A 16,964-nucleotide genomic window follows, 5' to 3' on the forward strand; every position below is an offset into this window, starting at 1 on the left:
CCATGGCTGCAAAGACTGAAGCTGCCGCCGTCCGCAAGCCGGTGGGGCAGAACATCTCTGAGACCCGCCGCAACTCACGGCTGCGTCGGCACGCCCGGCTCCGCAAGAAGGTCTCCGGCACCGCCGCGACCCCGCGTCTGGTGGTCAACCGCTCGGCACGGCACATCCACGTCCAGCTCATCGACGACCTGGAAGGCGTCACGCTGGCGGCTGCCTCGTCGATCGAGGCCGACGTTCGCGCCGTCGAGGGTGACAAGAAGGCGCACAGCGTTCGGGTCGGTCAGCTGATCGCCGAGCGCGCCAAGGCTGCCGGCGTCGACACCGTGGTGTTCGACCGTGGTGGCTACACCTATGGCGGCCGGATCGCCGCGCTGGCGGATGCCGCGCGCGAGGGCGGGCTGAAATTCTGATGACTGTCAACGAGAGGACTGCATGATGGCCGAGCAGGCAACTGGTGCCGGCGGCCCAGGCGCTTCCGACAACCGTGGTGGCCGCGGCCGCCGCGACGACCGCGGTGGCCGTGGTGGCCGCGACAGCGGTGAGAAGAGCAACTACATCGAGCGCGTGGTGACCATCAACCGCGTCTCCAAGGTGGTCAAGGGTGGTCGGCGCTTCAGCTTCACCGCTCTGGTCATCGTCGGTGACGGCAAGGGCATGGTCGGCGTCGGCTACGGCAAGGCCAAGGAAGTTCCGGCCGCCATCGCCAAGGGCGTCGAGGAAGCTCGCAAGAACTTCTTCCGTGTCCCGCTGATCGGTGGCACCATCGTCCACCCGGTCCAGGGTGAGGCGGCCGCGGGTGTGGTCATGCTGCGCCCCGCCAGCCCCGGTACCGGTGTGATCGCCGGTGGTGCGGCTCGCGCGGTGCTGGAATGCGCCGGCGTGCACGACATCCTGGCCAAGTCGCTGGGCAGCGACAACGCGATCAACGTGGTGCACGCCACCGTTGCCGCGCTGAAGATGATCCAGCGTCCCGAAGAGGTGGCGGCCCGTCGCGGTCTGCCCCTCGAGGACGTTGCGCCGGCCGGCATGCTGAAGGCCCGGCGCGAGAGCGAAGCGCTGGCTGCCGCAGCAGCGCGTGAGGGATCGGCATAACCATGGCAGAGCTGAAGATCACCCAGGTGCGCGGGACCATCGGCGCACGCTGGAAGCAGCGCGAAAGCCTGCGGACCCTGGGACTGAAGAAGATTCGTCAGTCGGTGGTTCGTGAGGACAACGCGCAGACCCGCGGTCTGATCAAGGCCGTTCATCACCTCATCGAGGTGGAGGAAGTCAAATGAGCGTCATTAAGTTGCACGACCTGAGGCCCGCCCCCGGGGAGAAGAAGGCCAAGACCCGCGTGGGTCGTGGTGAAGGCTCCAAGGGTAAGACCGCCGGTCGTGGTACCAAGGGAACCAAGGCCCGCAAGAACGTCCCCGCGACGTTCGAGGGTGGCCAGATGCCGATCCACATGCGGCTGCCGAAGCTCAAGGGCTTCAAGAACCGCTTCCGGACCGAGTACGAGGTCGTCAACGTCGGCGACATCACCAAGGCCTTCCCGCAGGGCGGCACCATCGGTGTCGACGAGCTGGTTGCCAAGGGCCTCGTTCGCAAGAACAGCCTGGTGAAGGTGCTCGGCGACGGCAAGCTGGCCGTCAAGGTCGACGTGACCGCCAACAAGTTCAGCGGTAGCGCCCGTGAGGCCATCACCGCTGCCGGCGGTTCGGCCACCGAACTGTAGTTTCTCTGCGCGAGCAGACACAAAAGCCCCCGCTTCGGCGGGGGCTTCTTGCGTTGAGCGCCATGGGTTCGGCGAGCGTGGAACCTCTGCGAGAAAAGCCGCGAAATCTCGCAGATGATCCACGCTCGCGGTGGGGTGGACGGATCTAGGTGAGCTGCGGGATCACATCGGCGGCCAGGCGTTCCATCTGCTCGCGGTCCTCGGCGACGCTTGCGCCCGTGGGGTTGAGCACGATGGTCTGCGCGCCCGCATCGAGAACCTCGCGTAGGCCCCGCACCACGTCGTCCGCGGTGCCGGCCACGGCCACATCTGCCAGCCAGGACGTGTCCCCGTAGATCCGCCGCAGGCCCGCGTCCACCCGCTCCCGCGCCCGGGCCGTGTCGTCGTCGACGATCAGGTACACCCGCTTGCCGATCCGGAAGGCCGCCGCATCCTTGCCCTGCTCGTCGATCTCCCGGCGCACCGTGCGCACTGCCTCGGCGAAGGCCGCGGTGGTCGAGGAACCGGCCCCGAGAAACGCATCGCCGTGGCGCACCGCCCGCGCCAGTGCCGCCGGCGCGTTGGCGCCGAACCAGATCGGCGGGTGCGGACGCTGAACGGGCTTGGGGCTGATGGCCAGGTCGTCGACGTCACGGAACCGGCCGTGAAAAGTGATCCGGGGTTCATCCGACCAGGCAGCCTTCATCAGCTCCAGGCCCTCGGTGAAGCTGGAGATGAACGTCGAGGAGTCGACCCCGAAGGCCGGGAACTGCCGGAAGCTGCCGCCGGGTGCGACCCCGACGTCGAGGCGGCCGTGGCTGAGCCGGTCCACCGCGGTGATCGCGGAAGCCAACTGCAGCGGGTCGTGTAGCGAAGTGACCAGGACCGCCACGCCCAACCGCAGCGTGGTCGTGACCGCCGCGGCATACGACAGCAGCTCCAGCGGGGCGATCGTCGGTGCGGGGCCGACGGTCTGCTCGATCGTCCAACCGCCCTCGAACCCGAGTTCCTCGGCGCGAGCCAGATATGCCTTGAAACCCGTGTCGTCGAAGCCGTCGTGATCGAGCTGCGGGAGCGAGATGGAGAACGTCACCTGTCTCACGGTACGACGGTGGATCCGGTGGCCGGCGACTTCTCGTCGACGCGCGCAGAATCCGCGGATCGGTAGGCTCGGTTCATGTTCGCTTTTCTCCCAGGGCTGCCCGGCCAGGACGATCTCAAGACGTTGGTCCGGCGCGTCGACACCGCTCGGCACAACGGAGTGCCCAACGGGTGTGTGCTGGAGTTGGACCTGCAGTCGATGCCGCCGGAGACCACCGGTTTCGACCCGCTGGCCGTGATCTCGGGCGGCGGCCGGCCGCTTGTTCTGCGGCAGGCCGTCGCGGCGATCCACCGTGCCGCCGAGGACGATCGGGTGGCCGGGCTGATCGCGCGCGTCCAGCTGCCCGCTGCCGCCCCCGGCCCGGTGCAGGAGCTGCGTGCCGCCATCGCGGCATTCAGCGCCGTCAAGCCCACGTTGGCCTGGGCCGAGACCTACCCCGGCACGCTGTCCTACTACCTGGCATCGGCGTTCCGCGAGGTGTGGATGCAGCCGTCGGGCACGGTCGGCCTGGTTGGTTTCGCCACCAACGCGATGTTCCTGCGCGATGCGCTCGACAAGGTAGGTATCGAGGCACAGTTCGTTGCGCGCGGTGAATACAAGTCCGCCGCAAACATTTTCACGCAAGCCAGCTACACCGACGCGCAACGCGAGGCTGACGGCCGGATGATCGAGAACCTGCAGTCGCAGGTGTGGCAGGCCATCGCCGAATCACGGCAGCTGGCGGTGGAGAGAATCAACACGCTGGCCGACGCGGCGCCGGTGCTGCGTGATGAGGCGGTCACCGCCGGCCTGATCGACCGGATCGGGTTCCGTGACGAGGCCTATTCGCGGATCGGTGAACTTTCCGGAGGCCCGACCGAGGCCGGGGCGGACGCCGACAATCACCCGGATGCCTTACCGCGACTTTATCTTTCGCGTTATGCGCGGACGTCGCCGAAGGTGCCTGCGCCGCAGATACCGGGCCGCAAGTCCAAGCCCGCCATCGCGGTGGTGACACTGCACGGTCCCATCGTGAGCGGGCGCGGCGGGTCACAGGTGCTGCCGCTTGGTAAATCCAGCGCCGGCGGAGACACCATCGCCGCGGCCCTTCGTGAGGCCGCCGCCGACGACGACGTATCGGCGATCGTGCTGCGGGTGGACAGCCCCGGCGGCTCGGTCACCGCATCGGAAACGATTTGGCGCGAGGTGGTTCGGACCCGCGAGCGCGGCAAGCCCATCGTCGCCTCGATGGGTGCGGTCGCCGCGTCGGGCGGCTACTACGTATCGATGGCGGCCGACGAGATTGTGGCCAACGCAGGCACCATCACCGGATCCATCGGTGTGATCACCGGCAAGCTGGTCTCGCGCGAGCTCAAGGACAAGCTCGGGGTCGGATCAGATTCCTTACGCACCAACCTCAATGCCGACGCCTGGTCTTCCAATGCGCCGTTCACCGACGAGCAGCACGCCCACGTCGAAGCCGAGACCGAGCTGTTCTACACCGATTTCATCACGCGGGTGGCAGATGGACGGAAGCTGTCGGTGGAGCAGGTCGACGAGGTGGCCCGAGGCCGGATATGGACCGGTGCCGATGCCCTGGAGCGCGGTCTCGTCGACGAACTCGGCGGGCTACGTGCCGCGGTCACCCGGGCCAAGGTCTTGGCCGGACTGGATCCGGACACCAAGGTGCGAGTGCTGAACTACCCCGGTTCGTCCTGGCTGGATATGTTGCGGCCCAAGCCTTCCTCGCAACCTGCCGCGGCCTCGCTGCCGCAGGCCGTCGGTAACCTCCTCGGCCAGTCGGTGCTCGGCCTGCTGGACCAGGCTGGGCGCACGGTGACCGGTGCCAATGCGCTATGGCTGGGGGACTACCGGTTCTGATGCGGACCCGCCGATGACGGTAGGTGATTCGCATCGTGGCGCGTGGCGCGGTAACGTCGGCTCCGGAGCAGAAGGTAGCCAATCAAACTACGGTCTGGCCCTGCGGTGTTGATCTGAATCAGCCGACGTCGAAGATGTGATCCGACGGGAGCAGTGTCGTCAGGCACGAGGAGGGTTCCCGTGGGCACCGCGCACTCGGACAGCACGAGCAGTACGGGCAAGACGTCAGATTCGCCGGAAACGGCAGAACCGGCCACCGTGGAGGACACGCCTCCCGAAGTTCAGCGGCGTGCCGTCGCCGCATCGGCGATCGGTAACGCCACCGAATGGTTCGACTACGGTATCTACGCCTACGGCGTGACCTACATATCCGCGGCGATCTTCCCCGGCGATGCGAAGCAAGCGACACTGCTGGCGCTCATGACGTTCGCGGTGTCCTTCCTGGTCCGTCCCCTCGGCGGATTCGTCTGGGGTCCACTGGGAGACCGGATCGGCCGAAAACAGGTGCTGGCCATAACAATTCTGTTGATGGCGGGTTCCACCCTGTGTGTCGGTTTGGTCCCGACGTATGCCGCGATCGGTCTCTGGGCGCCGGTGCTGATGGTGCTGCTGCGGATGATCCAGGGCTTCTCCACCGGCGGGGAGTACGGCGGCGCAGCGACATTCATGGCCGAGTACGCTCCGTCTCGTCGGCGCGGATTCCTCGGCAGCTTCCTCGAGTTCGGCACGCTGGCCGGGTTCTCGCTGGGCGCGTTGATGATGCTGGGCTTCTCGGTGATCCTCACCGAGGACCAGATGGGTTCGTGGGGTTGGCGATTGCCGTTCCTGGTCGCCGCTCCACTGGGGTTGATCGGTGTCTATCTGCGTACCCGGCTGTCTGAGACCCCGGTGTTCCGCGAACTCTCCGAGGCGGAGGAGGGGGAGCCGCAACCTTCCACCGAACTCAAGGATCTGCTGCTGCGGTACTGGGGACCGGTGCTGCAGCTGGGCGGTCTGGTGGTGGCACTCAACGTGGTCAACTACACCCTGTTGACATACATGCCCACCTACCTGAAGAGCGCCATCGGCCTGTCCACCGACATGTCGCTGGTCGTGCCCATCATCGGCATGCTGGCGATGATGATCTTCGTGCCGTTCGCCGGCCACATCTCCGATCATGTTGGGCGTAAACCGATGTGGTGGTTCTCGCTGATCGGGCTGTTCGTGGCGGGGGTGCCGATGTTCCTGCTGATGGGCACGGGCGTGGTCGGTGCGGTGATCGGTTTCGCGGTGCTGGGGCTGTTGTACGTGCCGCAGCTGGCCACCATCTCGGCGACCTTCCCGGCGATGTTCCCCACTCAGGTCCGATACGCGGGCTTCGCGATCGCCTACAACGTGTCGACGTCGATATTCGGGGGCACCGCGCCCGCGGTCAACGACTGGCTGGTGAGCCTCACCGGCGAGGACCTGGTACCGGCCTACTACATGATGGTGGCCTGCGTGATCGGTGCGGTGGCGCTGGTGAGAATCCCCGAGACCGCGCGGTGTCCGATCAGCGGCACCGAGATTCCCGGCACGCCGGAGGCCCCGCCGCCTGTCGGTTATGACGCCGAATCAATCACGGAGCCGTACACCGCAGCCGGCCGGGCCGTCTGACCGCTCCTCAGTCCAGAGTGCCGCTGATGTAGACGATCTCGCCCATCGGGTCGTTCAGGTCACGGTCGGGAACCGCCAGACCGTGGCGGCCGAACAGCTCCGAACGGCCCACCCCGGTCATCTTCCAGCCCTTGGCGGTCAGGTAGTCGGCGGCCGAATGCCTTTCGCCGTGGTAGATGAGCGACGGCATGTCCATGTTCAAACCGATCTGGCTGAACGTCGCGGTGGCGGCACGGGCCGTCTCCGGGTCGAAATCCTTGAGCCCGGGCACGAACTCGGTGGCCACCGCACTGCCGGGTGCGCTGAGTTCGGCGATGTTGTCGAACAGCCGGTCCTGCGCCTCCGGCGGCAGGTAGATCAAAAGCCCCTCGGCACACCACGCCGTGGGCTTGGCCGGATCGAATCCCGCTGCCCGCAGGGCGGCCGGCCAGTCGTCGCGCAGGTCGATCGGTACGGTACGTCGTTCTGCCGTTGGTTCGGCGCCCAGACCCGCCATGGTGCGGGTCTTGAACTCGATCACCTCGGGCTGGTCGATCTCGTAGACGATGGTGCCCTCTGGCCAAGGCAGCCGGTACGCACGCGAATCCAGACCGGAGGCCAGGATCACCGCCTGCCGGACGCCTGCCTTACCGGCCGCGAGGAAGTAGTCGTCGAAGAACCGGGTACGCACGGCCATTTCATCGATGTTGGACCGGGCCCGCTCGGCGGCCTCCGGTGCGAGCTGGGCCAGCGCATCCAGACTCAGCTCGCCATCGACCATCTTGGTGAACACCTCGATGCCCACCGCGCGGACCAATGGAGCGGCGAACGGATCGTCGATCAGCCCATGGGAATCCCGGCTGGCGATCGCCCGCCCGGTTGCCACCAACGTTGCGGTTGCGCCGACGCTGGAGGCCAGATCCCAGCTGTCGCCATCGGTGCGTGCCATCTTGCGCCTCCTGGTCGTCTAGTGCGATGTCTTCAGTGTTGCTGACAGATAACCAGAATCACCGGCGAGATCGGCAAGCTCCTCGGGATAGGCGAAACCGTGGGACTCGTAGGCCGCCCGGGTGGGCTGCACCGTGGCGTCCCATCCCAGCGTGGTGAGGTGGTCGCGGGCCGAGGTGCGCTCACCCGAATAGAACAGGTCCATCAGATCGACATCGGACCCGACCTTCTTGGACCATTGGGTCACCCGCTCGGACCACTTCTCGGTGAGCGAGGCGGCGTCCATGTGCTCGGTGGCCAGGCGGCTGCCCGGGGCGCTGAGCGCGGTGATGTTCTCGAACAGCCGGTCCTGGGCTTCGGGGGGAAGGTAGATCAGCAGCCCCTCGGCAATCCAGGCGGTCGGGATCTGCGGATCGAAGCCGTTGTCACGCAGGGCTTTCGGCCAGTCGTCGCGCAGATCGACCGGCACGGTGTGCAATTCGGTGGCCGGCTCGGCCCCGAGTCCGGTCAGGGTGCGGGACTTGAACTCCAGCACCGCGGGCTGATCCACCTCGAACACCACGCTGCCGGCAGGCCAGGCCAGCCGGTAGGCGCGGGTGTCCAGCCCGGAGGCCAGGATCACCGCCTGGCGGACGCCGGCGTCAGCGGCCGCAAGAAAGAAGTCATCGAAGAACCGGGTGCGAACGGCGATCTGCTCGCACATCCGCTGCCGGTCCAGCATCAGATCGCCCTCGACGCACGCCTCGCCGTCGGCGAGGCGGATGCTGTGTTCGAGACCCACCGCACGCACCAGGGCGTCGGCGTACGGATCATTGATGAGGGGGTCGGGTTGTTTGGTGGCCAGGGCGCGGGACGCCGCCACCCCGGTGGCAGTCGCCCCGACGCTGGTGGCGAGATCCCAGGTGTCGCCTTCGGTGCGTGTCAAGGTGGTCCTAACCTCGTATCGCGATGATGGCCTGTGAATTGCGTTGCGGCGCTGCGGCTTCTCCGTCGGGGAAGGCGCGCCCGTATTCGGCGAACAACTCGGGCCGCCGCCGTGCGGTCACCGACCATCCGCTGCCGGTGAGGTAGTCGACGACCGAATTGCGCTCGCCGTCGTACCAGAGGTTGGCCAGGTCGAGGTCGAGGCCGTGTTGACGCCACTGCTCGCTCATCGCGTTGCCGCGCTCGCGCAGGTTGGCCGCGATGTCGGGATGGAACTCGGTTGCCAGCCTGCTGCCCGGGGCGCTGAGCGCGGTGATGTTGTCGAACAACCGGTCCTGGGCTTCCGGCGGCAGATAAGCCAGCAGGCCCTCGGCGCTCCACGCACTGGGCGCGGCCGGATCGAAGCCGGCCGCCTGCAGTGCGGCGGGCCAGTCCTCGCGGAGGTCGACGGCGACGGTGCGGCGTTCGGCCGTGGGCGTGGCCCCGATCTGGGCCATGGTGGCCGTCTTCGCGCCGATCACCTCAGGCTGGTCGATCTCGTAGACCACGGTGCCGTCCGGCCAGGGCAGTCGGTACGCGCGCGAGTCCAGACCCGAGGCCAGGATGACGGCCTGGCGGATACCGGCCTCGGCGACGGCTTCGGTGAAGAAGTCGTCGAAGAACTTCGTTCGCACCGCCATGATCCCGATCATCAACTCGGCGCCGGCGGCCAGCTCACCGTCGAGCGCGATCTCGCCGTCGACGAGCTTGGTGAAGAACTCCACCCCGACAGCACGGACCAGGTCCGCGGCGTACGGGTCGTTGATCAGCGGATCGGGTTCGGCGCTGGCGATCGAACGGGCCGCGGCGACCATCGTCGCCGTCGCGCCCACACTGGAGGCCAGATCCCAGCTGTCGGTGTCAGACCGTGCCATTGCTTGCCCTACCTCACTTCTCGGCGCTGATGTAGAGAACCGATGCCGCGTGGGCCTCATCCTCGACCGGTGGCAGGCCGGTACGGACCAGCAGATCGTTCGACGAGATGCCGGTGGTCCGCCACGCGTGGCCTTCCAGATACTTCGTCACGTCGGCACGGTCGCCGAGGAAGATCAGCTCGTTGAGGTCCATATCGAGGCCGTGTGCCCGCCAGCGGTCGGTGAACTCCTGCATCCGGGCCCGGATGGTCTCCTCGTCGTTGGTCTCGGTCGCCGGCACGCCCTCGACACCGAAGCGGCTGCCCGGCGCGCTCAGCGCGGTGATCTGGTCGAGCAAACGGTCCTGGGCATCGCCTGGCAGGTAACCCAGCAACCCCTCGGCGATCCACGCCGTCGGCACCGACGGGTCGAACCCCGCCTCGGCCAGTGCCGAGGGCCAGTCGAAGCGAAGGTCGATGGCCACCGTCCGGCGCTCGGTCGTCGGCACCGCGCCCAGGCCTGCCAGGGTGGCGCTCTTGAACTCGATCACCTCGGGCTGGTCGACCTCGTACACGACGGTGCCGTCCGGCCATGGCAGCCGGTAGGCCCGGGAATCCAGCCCGGCGGCCAGGATCACTGCTTGCCGGATACCCGCGCGGCTCGCGCTCAGGAAGAAGTCGTCGAAGAAGCGGGTGCGGGCAGCCATGCCGTTGGCGAACCGGACCAGGCCGGTCGCCGCCTCTTCGTCGAGTCCCTCGGTGGTGAAGTTCTCGTCGGCGAGTTGGGAGAAGAAGTCCATCCCGACGGCGCGAACCAGGGGAGCGGCGAAGGGGTCGTCGATCACCGGATCATCGGCATTGGTGGCCATCGCACGCGCTGCTGCGACCATGGTCGCCGTGGCTCCAACGCTCGACGCCAGATCCCACGAATCGTCAGCAGTCCGGGCCATGGATCCCCCTTTTGTTCAGTGAAAATCAACGTGTTAGTTAGGTGATGTAATGAGCTGTCGCCGACTGTACGCTCCGATTCTGAAGAGATGCTCTGCTCCGTCGTTGGGCGGAATCTCGGACGGATCGGGCGGGCCGCAGTGGGCTGCCGCGGGTGCATGCAGGGTGGTCTCCGAGGCAACTGTTACTCTCGTAGACTGATTTGACGGCTGAGTTCGCAGGCTGCGCGCCTGCAGGGCGGCCGGACATGACTTGACCATTGACGCTGGCTCCACCAGCCCCATTTGGCACGCCGCGCTGAGAAGTCGGCTGCGCAGGAGGAAGAGTGCTTTCGGCTTTCATCTCATCACTGCGGACGGCCGACCTCAGACGCAAGATCCTGTTCACGTTGGGCCTGGTGATCCTGTACCGGGCCGGCGCGTCGATCCCGTCTCCGGGGGTTAACTACCCGAACGTCCAGAAGTGCATCGAGCAGGTCAGCGGCGGAGATTCGGCGCAGATCTACTCATTGATCAACTTGTTCTCCGGCGGCGCACTGCTGCAGCTGACCGTCTTCGCGGTGGGCGTAATGCCCTACATCACCGCGAGCATCATCGTGCAGCTGTTGGTCGTGGTGATCCCGCGCTTCGAGCAGCTGCAGAAGGAAGGCCAGGCCGGTCAGGCCAAGATGACGCAGTACACGCGTTATCTGTCGATCGCGCTGGCCGTCCTGCAGGCCACCAGCATCGTGGCGCTCGCCGCCAACGGCGGGCTGTTGCAGGGCTGCAGCCTCGATATCATCCAGGACACCTCGATTTTCGGTCTGATCGTCATCGTGCTGGTGCTGACCGCAGGCGCGGCGCTGGTGATGTGGATGGGCGAGCTGATCACCGAACGCGGTATCGGCAACGGCATGTCCCTGCTGATCTTCGCCGGCATCGCGGCCCGGATCCCGGCCGAAGGCCAGACCATCCTGGAGAGTCGCGGCGGACTGGTGTTCACCGCCGTCGTCGCCGCGACTCTGGCCATCATCGTCGGCGTGGTGTTCGTCGAGCAGGGCCAGCGCCGCATCCCGGTCCAGTACGCCAAGCGCATGGTGGGCCGCAAGATGTACGGCGGCACCTCCACCTACCTGCCGCTCAAGGTCAACCAGGCCGGTGTCATCCCGGTGATCTTCGCGTCGTCGCTGATCTACATCCCGCACCTGATCACGCAGCTGATCCAGAGCGGCAGCTCCAACCCGGGCACCGGATGGTGGGACAAGTTCGTCGCCGACTATCTGACCAACCCGGCGGATCCGGTGTACATCGCGCTCTACTTCGGCCTGATCATCTTCTTCACGTACTTCTACGTGTCGATCACCTTCAACCCCGACGAGCGCGCCGACGAGATGAAGAAGTTCGGCGGATTCATCCCGGGCATCCGGCCCGGAAAGCCGACCGCGGACTACCTGCGGTACGTGCTCAGCCGGATCACCCTGCCCGGCTCGATCTACCTCGGTACGATCGCCGTTCTGCCCAACCTGTTCCTGCAGATCGGAAACACCGGCTCGGTACAGAATCTGCCGTTCGGCGGAACCGCGGTTCTCATCATGATCGGTGTCGGTTTGGATACCGTCAAACAGATCGAGAGCCAGCTCATGCAACGTAACTACGAAGGGTTCCTGAAGTGAGAGTCGTCCTACTCGGACCGCCCGGCGCGGGCAAAGGCACGCAGGCAGAGAAGCTGTCCGAGAAGCTCGGCATCCCGCAAATCTCCACCGGGGACCTGTTCCGCAAGAACATCGGTGAGGGCACCCCGCTCGGGCTGGAGGCCAAGGGCTACCTGGACGCCGGCGACCTGGTGCCCGCTGAGCTGACCAACCGTCTGGTCGAGGACCGCATCGATCAGGCCGACGCCGCTGACGGATTCATCCTCGACGGCTACCCCCGATCGGTCGAGCAGGCCGGTGCGCTCAAGGACATGCTTGCCGCGCGCAACACCAAGCTCGATGCGGTGGTGGAGTTCCAGGTGTCCGAGGACGAGCTGCTGACCCGGCTCAAGGGCCGTGGTCGCGCCGACGACACCGACGAGGTCATCCGCAACCGGATGAAGGTCTACCGCGACGAGACCGAGCCGCTGCTGGAGTACTACCGCGACGACCTGAAGACCGTGGATGCGGTGGGTGCCCTCGACGAGGTGTTCGCCCGCGCGTTGCACGCACTGGGTAAGTGATCAGATTGCCGGGGTTGCGTAAGCGCAAGGTCGTTGCGCAGCGTAGCGCCGGAGAGTTGGACGCGATGGCCGTGGCCGGGGCGCTCGTCGCCTCGGCGCTGCGCGCAGTCCGCGCTGCCGCCGCCCCGGGCGTGTCCACCCTCGAGCTGGACCAGATCGCCGAGTCCGTCATCCGTGACGGTGGCGGCACCCCGTCGTTCCTCGGCTATCACGGATTCCCGGCCAGTATTTGCGCATCCGTCAATGACCGTGTGGTGCACGGCATTCCGTCGGCCGGAGAGAAACTGGCCGCCGGAGATCTGGTGTCCATCGACTGCGGCGCGATCGTCGACGGGTGGCACGGCGACTCGGCGGTCACCTTCGGAATCGGCGCGCTCATCGCGGCCGACGAAGCCCTTTCTGCCGCAACGAAATCGGCCATGGAGGCCGGCATCGCCGCGATGCTGCCAGGAAATCGGCTGACCGACGTCTCGCACGCGATCGAGGTCGAGACCCACGCCGCCGAGGCTCGCCACGACCGCAAGTACGGCATCGTCGACGGCTACGGCGGCCACGGCATCGGCCGGCAGATGCACATGGACCCGTTCCTGCCCAACGAGGGCTCACCGGGGCGCGGCCCGTACCTGGAGCCCGGCTCGGTACTGGCCATCGAACCCATGCTCACCCTGGGTACCACCGAGACCAAGATTCTCGACGACGAGTGGACTGTCGTCACCGCCGACGGGACCCGCGCGGCGCACTGGGAGCACACCGTCGCCGTCACCGAAGACGGCCCCCGAATCCTCACCCGGTAATTAGCGCCAGCAATCACTACCCGAATCGGGCGCCTGCGCTGGTGTATGCCCGCGCGCAAAGGTAGTAATTGAACCGGATCGCCACCAACGTCGTATCACAGACGGAGGTAGGGAATGGATGATCCGGAGGCCGCCATGATGCGGGTGCTCTACGACGAGCATGCTGCCGCGCTATGGCGCTACGCACTTCGGCTCACGGGTGACCGTGCCCGGGCCGAGGACGTGGTGCAGGAGACGCTGCTGCGTGCGTGGCGTCACCCTGACGTCACCGCCGATACCGATCGATCAGCACGTGCCTGGTTGTTCACCGTGGCGCGCAATATGATCATCGATGAGCGTCGGAGTGCCCGGTTTCGGAATGAAACCGGTGTGCCCGACCCGGAACAGGTGGCAGACCATGCCGGGACTGTTGCGACCCCCGACCAAGTGGACAACGCCTTGGATCGAATACTGCTGACCACAGCGCTGAGCCAACTGTCCGACGAACACCGGGCAGTGGTCCGCCGGGCGTACTACCAGGGCTGGACCACCGGGCAGATTGCCGACGATCTGCATATACCCGAGGGCACCGTGAAATCACGGCTGCACTATGCGGTACGCGCGTTACGACTGAACTTGCAGGAGATGGGGGTGACACGATGACACAGTTCGGTGTACCCCACATTCCTGATCCGGTGGAATCCGATCGTTACCGGACCTGGGATGCGGCCTACGTGCTGGGATCGCTGGAAAGCAGCGAGCGCCGCGAGTATGAGGCCCATCTGGAGGGCTGCGGGCGGTGCCGTTCCTCGGTGGCCGAGTTGAGTGGTATGCCCGCGCTGCTGGCCATGCTCGACCTTGACGACGTGCTCGCCCTCGAATCAGAACAGCCCGATCCGCCGCTGCGGCCCGAGGTGCTGCAGTCCGTGCTGGCCAAGGTGAGCTGGGGGCGGCGGCGCTCGCGGTGGGTGACCACGGCGGCCGTGGGCCTGGCCGCGGCGCTGCTGGCGGTCGGTGTGGTGATCGGTATCCGTCCCGAGGTGTTCGGCCTGCACAGCGGCACCGAACAGCAGACCTCGCAGATGCTGGCCATGAGCAAGGTCTCCGACACTCCCATCAACGCCAGCATCGCGATGACCAGCTATTCGTGGGGCACCCGGATCGACATGGCCTGCAGTTACGGCAGCTGGGGCAAGCAGGATACGCCTCCGCAGAACCTGGGCATGGTGGTGATCGGCCGGGACGGCAGCCACAGCGAGATCGCGACGTGGCTGGGGCTGTCCGGCGCCACCGCACTGCCCAGCGGCAATACCCAGATGCCGATGACGGATATCGCTGCGGTGCAACTGGTTACGTCCCCCGAAGGCAAGGTACTGCTGGAAAAGCAGCTCTGAGCTTCCGGCCCTGCCGACCGGCTCAGGCGCAGCTTCGTCACGCTGGAGTGGCCCTCGGACCCGAGGGACACTCCAGCGTGACGTTCGGCGTGGCTACCACCTTGGGATGTCCTGCGATATCGCGGGGAGTTTGCACAAATCCCGTCTCGCGGTGAACCGACGCCGTCCACGCGTCGTGTCACTGGCAGAGCACGGAAGTAGGTGACACATGGTCGAGACGCACAGGGTGGTGGACCACATCGTCAGCCATCTGGCCGCGAATGGGGTCTCACACATCTTCGGCGTGGACGGTGCCAACATCGAGGACCTCTACGACGCGGCGTACTTCCGTGACGACATCACCGCGGTGCTGGCCAAACACGAATTCTCCGCTGCCACAATGGCAGACGGATACAGCCGCAGCGGCGCCGGGATCGGCGTGGTGGCGGCGACTTCCGGCGGCGGCTGCCTGAACACCGTGCCCGGGCTGGCGGAATCGCTGGCCAGCCGGGTTCCCGTGCTGGCCCTGATCGGGCAGGCGCCGACGACGCTCGACGGCCACGGTGCCTTCCAGGACACCAGTGGGGACAACGGCAGCCTGGACGGGCACGCCTTGTTCTCGGCGGTCTCGGTGTACTGCCGCAGGGTGCTGACGCCCGCTGACATCGTCACCGCGTTGCCCGAAGCTCTGGCTGCCGCCCGCACCGGTGGACCCGCGGTGTTGTTACTGCCCAAGAACATTCAGCAGGCCGAGCTGGGGGAGTTCGGTGCCGGCAACGGACGGGCCGGCGCCACCGGGACGACCGCACGCCATTCCGATCTCGGCGTGCTCGAACAGGCCCTGCGCGGCGTCGACGGCCCGATCACGATCATCGCCGGTGAACAGGTGGCGAGAGACGACGCCCGCGCCGAACTGGAACGACTGCGGGCCACGCTGCGGGCGCAGGTGGCCACGGTGCCCGACGCCAAAGACGTGGCGGGCATCCCCGGGCTCGGCTCGTCCTCCTCGTTGGGGGTGGCCGGCGTGATGGGCCATCCCGGGGTGTCCGTTGCCGCAGCGCGGAGCGCACTGTGCCTGCTGGTCGGCACCCGCATGACGGTGACCGCCCGGACGGGCCTCGACGGCGCGCTGGGTTCGGTACCGACCTACTCGATCGGCGCCCAGGTGCCCCACCTCTCGTGTACCCACCTCCATTCAGATGATCTGCGGGTATCGCTGACGCTGCTGGCCCGGGCGCTGTCCGGTCCCGGCCGACCCGCCCAGCTTCGGGTGGCGGACATGGCCCCGCGGACCGAATTGCGCCCACCGGCCCATGACGGTCCGGGCATCCGGTACCGCGACGCGATGGCCGTGCTCGACGAGGCCCTGCCCGACGGCACCGACATCGTCGTCGACGCGGGCAACGTCGGGGCCTCGGCCATCCACTATCTGCCGGCCCGGCGCGACGGCCGCTTCATGGTGGCGCTGGGCATGGGCGGGATGGGCTACAGCTTCGGCGCGGGCATCGGGATGACGTTCCACCGGGCCACTGCGGTCGGCGCTGTGACCAACCGGCGCACCGCGGTGATCGCAGGTGACGGCTCATTCTTCATGCACGGCATGGAGATTCACACTGCGGTGCAGTACCGGCTGCCGATCACGTTCGTGCTGTTCGACAACCATGCCCACGCCATGTGCGTCACCCGCGAACAGCTGTTCTACGACGATCGCTACTCCTACAACAGGTTCGGCCCGAGCCGGCTGGGTGCCGGGCTGGCGGCGATGTTCCCCGGCCTGCCCGCATACGACGTCACCGAGATCCGTCAACTGCCCCAGGCACTCGGCATGGCACTGGACACCGACGGCCCATCGGTGCTGAGCATCGAATGCTCAGCCGACGAAATCCCGCCGTTCGCAGCATTTCTCACCCCCAACGACAGCACACCTTCCACGTCAGAGGAGAACAGGACCCATGTCACTGCCCGCGCTTGAAGACATCACGGCCCATCGGGCCACCCGCACCCCGCTCGACGGACTGATCCGGATCGAGACCTCACCCAAGGAGCAGGCCACCCCGATCATCATGGACATGATGCGGTCGGTCTACCCGCATGACCAGGTGTTCGGTCAGTACTGCACGGTCAACGACTACATCGAGTGCCCACCCGACGAGTTGTTCGACTACATGTCCGACACCCGCTGCCTGGAAGAGTGGACGTACAGCCTGCGTGGTTTCACCCCGACCGAGGAGCCCGGGTTGTGGCTGGCCCATGATCGGCTCGGTGCCGGGCCGTCGGGCCCGGGCAGCGCGATCTACACCCGCACGGTGGCCAACCGCGACGCGCTCACCGTGGACTACCACTGCGCCTGGGATCAGGGCAAGCACCTGTGGATGATCTACCTGATGCGGATCGTCGATGCGCAGGTGGTCTTGGACAAGCCGGGATCGGTTGTGCTGTGGACGAATTGCCATCATCCGTTCTACGACGAGAACCCCTACCCGGAGACCGCGCCGCAGGCGCGACCGGTCTGGGTGGGCGACTTCTGGGACATGTTCGGCCCCGGCCACCTGCTGGAATTGCGAAACCTCAAGGCGATCGCCGAATACCGGCACCGCAACGGCCTGCCGGTCACCCCGGCCTGGATGAAGTGAGGCCCGGC

General features: G+C 66.7%; 18 protein-coding genes. 13 read left to right on the top strand and 5 right to left on the bottom strand.

The window, feature by feature from the left end; genetic code table 11:
• Window positions 1-2 precede the first annotated feature (2 nt).
• The 4 genes from rplR to rplO are packed head-to-tail and all read left to right on the top strand — an operon-like array spanning window position 3 to window position 1,717.
• Complete coding sequence (gene rplR, locus EYZ64_RS07560) at window positions 3-410, top strand: 50S ribosomal protein L18 (RefSeq protein WP_135452897.1); 408 nt, start codon at window positions 3-5, stop codon at window positions 408-410.
• Window positions 411-435: 25 nt separating this feature from the next.
• Window positions 436-1,092, top strand: a complete 657-nt coding sequence (gene rpsE / locus EYZ64_RS07565) for a 30S ribosomal protein S5 (RefSeq protein WP_135452898.1) — start codon at window positions 436-438, stop codon at window positions 1,090-1,092.
• A gap of 2 nt (window positions 1,093-1,094) precedes the next feature.
• Window positions 1,095-1,277: a 50S ribosomal protein L30 gene (rpmD, locus tag EYZ64_RS07570; RefSeq protein ID WP_044516182.1), complete on the top strand. Its 183-nt coding sequence runs from the start codon at window positions 1,095-1,097 to the stop codon at window positions 1,275-1,277.
• Window positions 1,274-1,717: a 50S ribosomal protein L15 gene (gene rplO / locus EYZ64_RS07575; RefSeq protein ID WP_135452899.1), complete on the top strand. Its 444-nt coding sequence runs from the start codon at window positions 1,274-1,276 to the stop codon at window positions 1,715-1,717. The genes rpmD and rplO overlap by 4 nt, the downstream gene beginning before the upstream one ends.
• Before the next feature lie 145 nt (window positions 1,718-1,862).
• Here the strand turns inward: rplO and EYZ64_RS07580 are convergent, their stop codons facing one another.
• Entirely contained in the window at window positions 1,863-2,789 is a 927-nt protein-coding gene (locus tag EYZ64_RS07580; protein WP_167857744.1) for an LLM class flavin-dependent oxidoreductase, read from the bottom strand.
• An 84-nt stretch (window positions 2,790-2,873) separates the two neighbouring features.
• Between EYZ64_RS07580 and sppA the strand changes: the two genes are divergently transcribed.
• Together sppA and EYZ64_RS07590 are read left to right on the top strand one after the other, a co-directional pair.
• A complete protein-coding gene (sppA, locus tag EYZ64_RS07585; protein ID WP_135452900.1) occupies window positions 2,874-4,658 on the top strand; it encodes a signal peptide peptidase SppA in 1,785 nt (594 codons plus the stop codon).
• Window positions 4,659-4,916: 258 nt separating this feature from the next.
• Window positions 4,917-6,293: an MFS transporter gene (locus tag EYZ64_RS07590; RefSeq protein ID WP_135459874.1), complete on the top strand. Its 1,377-nt coding sequence runs from the start codon at window positions 4,917-4,919 to the stop codon at window positions 6,291-6,293.
• Between the two features lie 7 nt (window positions 6,294-6,300).
• Here EYZ64_RS07590 and EYZ64_RS07595 read toward each other — a convergent pair whose 3' ends face one another.
• Genes EYZ64_RS07595 through EYZ64_RS07610 form a run of 4 tightly spaced genes read right to left on the bottom strand, consistent with a single transcriptional unit; the run spans window position 6,301 to window position 9,986 of the window.
• Window positions 6,301-7,221: a class I SAM-dependent methyltransferase gene (locus tag EYZ64_RS07595; RefSeq protein WP_135452901.1), complete on the bottom strand. Its 921-nt coding sequence runs from the start codon at window positions 7,219-7,221 to the stop codon at window positions 6,301-6,303.
• An 18-nt stretch (window positions 7,222-7,239) separates the two neighbouring features.
• Window positions 7,240-8,145, bottom strand: a complete 906-nt coding sequence (locus EYZ64_RS07600) for a class I SAM-dependent methyltransferase (protein ID WP_135452902.1) — start codon at window positions 8,143-8,145, stop codon at window positions 7,240-7,242.
• A 7-nt stretch (window positions 8,146-8,152) separates the two neighbouring features.
• Window positions 8,153-9,058, bottom strand: coding sequence for a class I SAM-dependent methyltransferase (locus EYZ64_RS07605; RefSeq protein ID WP_135452903.1), 906 nt, complete (start codon window positions 9,056-9,058; stop codon window positions 8,153-8,155).
• Window positions 9,059-9,071: 13 nt separating this feature from the next.
• Window positions 9,072-9,986, bottom strand: a complete 915-nt coding sequence (locus EYZ64_RS07610; RefSeq protein WP_135452904.1) for a class I SAM-dependent methyltransferase — start codon at window positions 9,984-9,986, stop codon at window positions 9,072-9,074.
• Between the two features lie 323 nt (window positions 9,987-10,309).
• On the opposite strand from EYZ64_RS07610, the gene secY reads away from it, so the two are divergent.
• The 7 genes from secY to EYZ64_RS07645 all read left to right on the top strand — a co-directional run bounded on the left by secY (window position 10,310) and on the right by EYZ64_RS07645 (window position 16,956).
• Window positions 10,310-11,635 carry a preprotein translocase subunit SecY gene (gene secY / locus EYZ64_RS07615; RefSeq protein ID WP_135452905.1) on the top strand — a complete coding sequence of 442 codons (1,326 nt, stop codon included), beginning with the start codon at window positions 10,310-10,312 and terminating at the stop codon, window positions 11,633-11,635.
• A complete protein-coding gene (locus EYZ64_RS07620; protein WP_135452906.1) occupies window positions 11,632-12,177 on the top strand; it encodes an adenylate kinase in 546 nt (181 codons plus the stop codon). The genes secY and EYZ64_RS07620 overlap by 4 nt, the downstream gene beginning before the upstream one ends.
• Window positions 12,174-12,971 (top strand): type I methionyl aminopeptidase, encoded by a 798-nt coding sequence (map, locus tag EYZ64_RS07625; RefSeq protein ID WP_135452907.1) that lies wholly within the window; start codon window positions 12,174-12,176, stop codon window positions 12,969-12,971. The genes EYZ64_RS07620 and map overlap by 4 nt, the downstream gene beginning before the upstream one ends.
• Before the next feature lie 114 nt (window positions 12,972-13,085).
• A complete protein-coding gene (locus EYZ64_RS07630) occupies window positions 13,086-13,613 on the top strand; it encodes a sigma-70 family RNA polymerase sigma factor (RefSeq protein WP_135452908.1) in 528 nt (175 codons plus the stop codon).
• Window positions 13,610-14,344, top strand: coding sequence for an anti-sigma factor family protein (locus tag EYZ64_RS07635; protein WP_135452909.1), 735 nt, complete (start codon window positions 13,610-13,612; stop codon window positions 14,342-14,344). The genes EYZ64_RS07630 and EYZ64_RS07635 overlap by 4 nt, the downstream gene beginning before the upstream one ends.
• Window positions 14,345-14,552: 208 nt before the next feature.
• Window positions 14,553-16,295, top strand: a complete 1,743-nt coding sequence (locus tag EYZ64_RS07640; protein WP_167857745.1) for a thiamine pyrophosphate-binding protein — start codon at window positions 14,553-14,555, stop codon at window positions 16,293-16,295.
• Entirely contained in the window at window positions 16,276-16,956 is a 681-nt protein-coding gene (locus EYZ64_RS07645; RefSeq protein ID WP_135452910.1) for an SRPBCC family protein, read from the top strand. The genes EYZ64_RS07640 and EYZ64_RS07645 overlap by 20 nt, the downstream gene beginning before the upstream one ends.
• The last annotated feature ends 8 nt before the right edge of the window (window positions 16,957-16,964 follow it).

The organism is Mycobacterium sp. DL99, assembly GCF_004762045.1.
In the GTDB taxonomy this organism is placed as follows: domain Bacteria; phylum Actinomycetota; class Actinomycetes; order Mycobacteriales; family Mycobacteriaceae; genus Mycobacterium.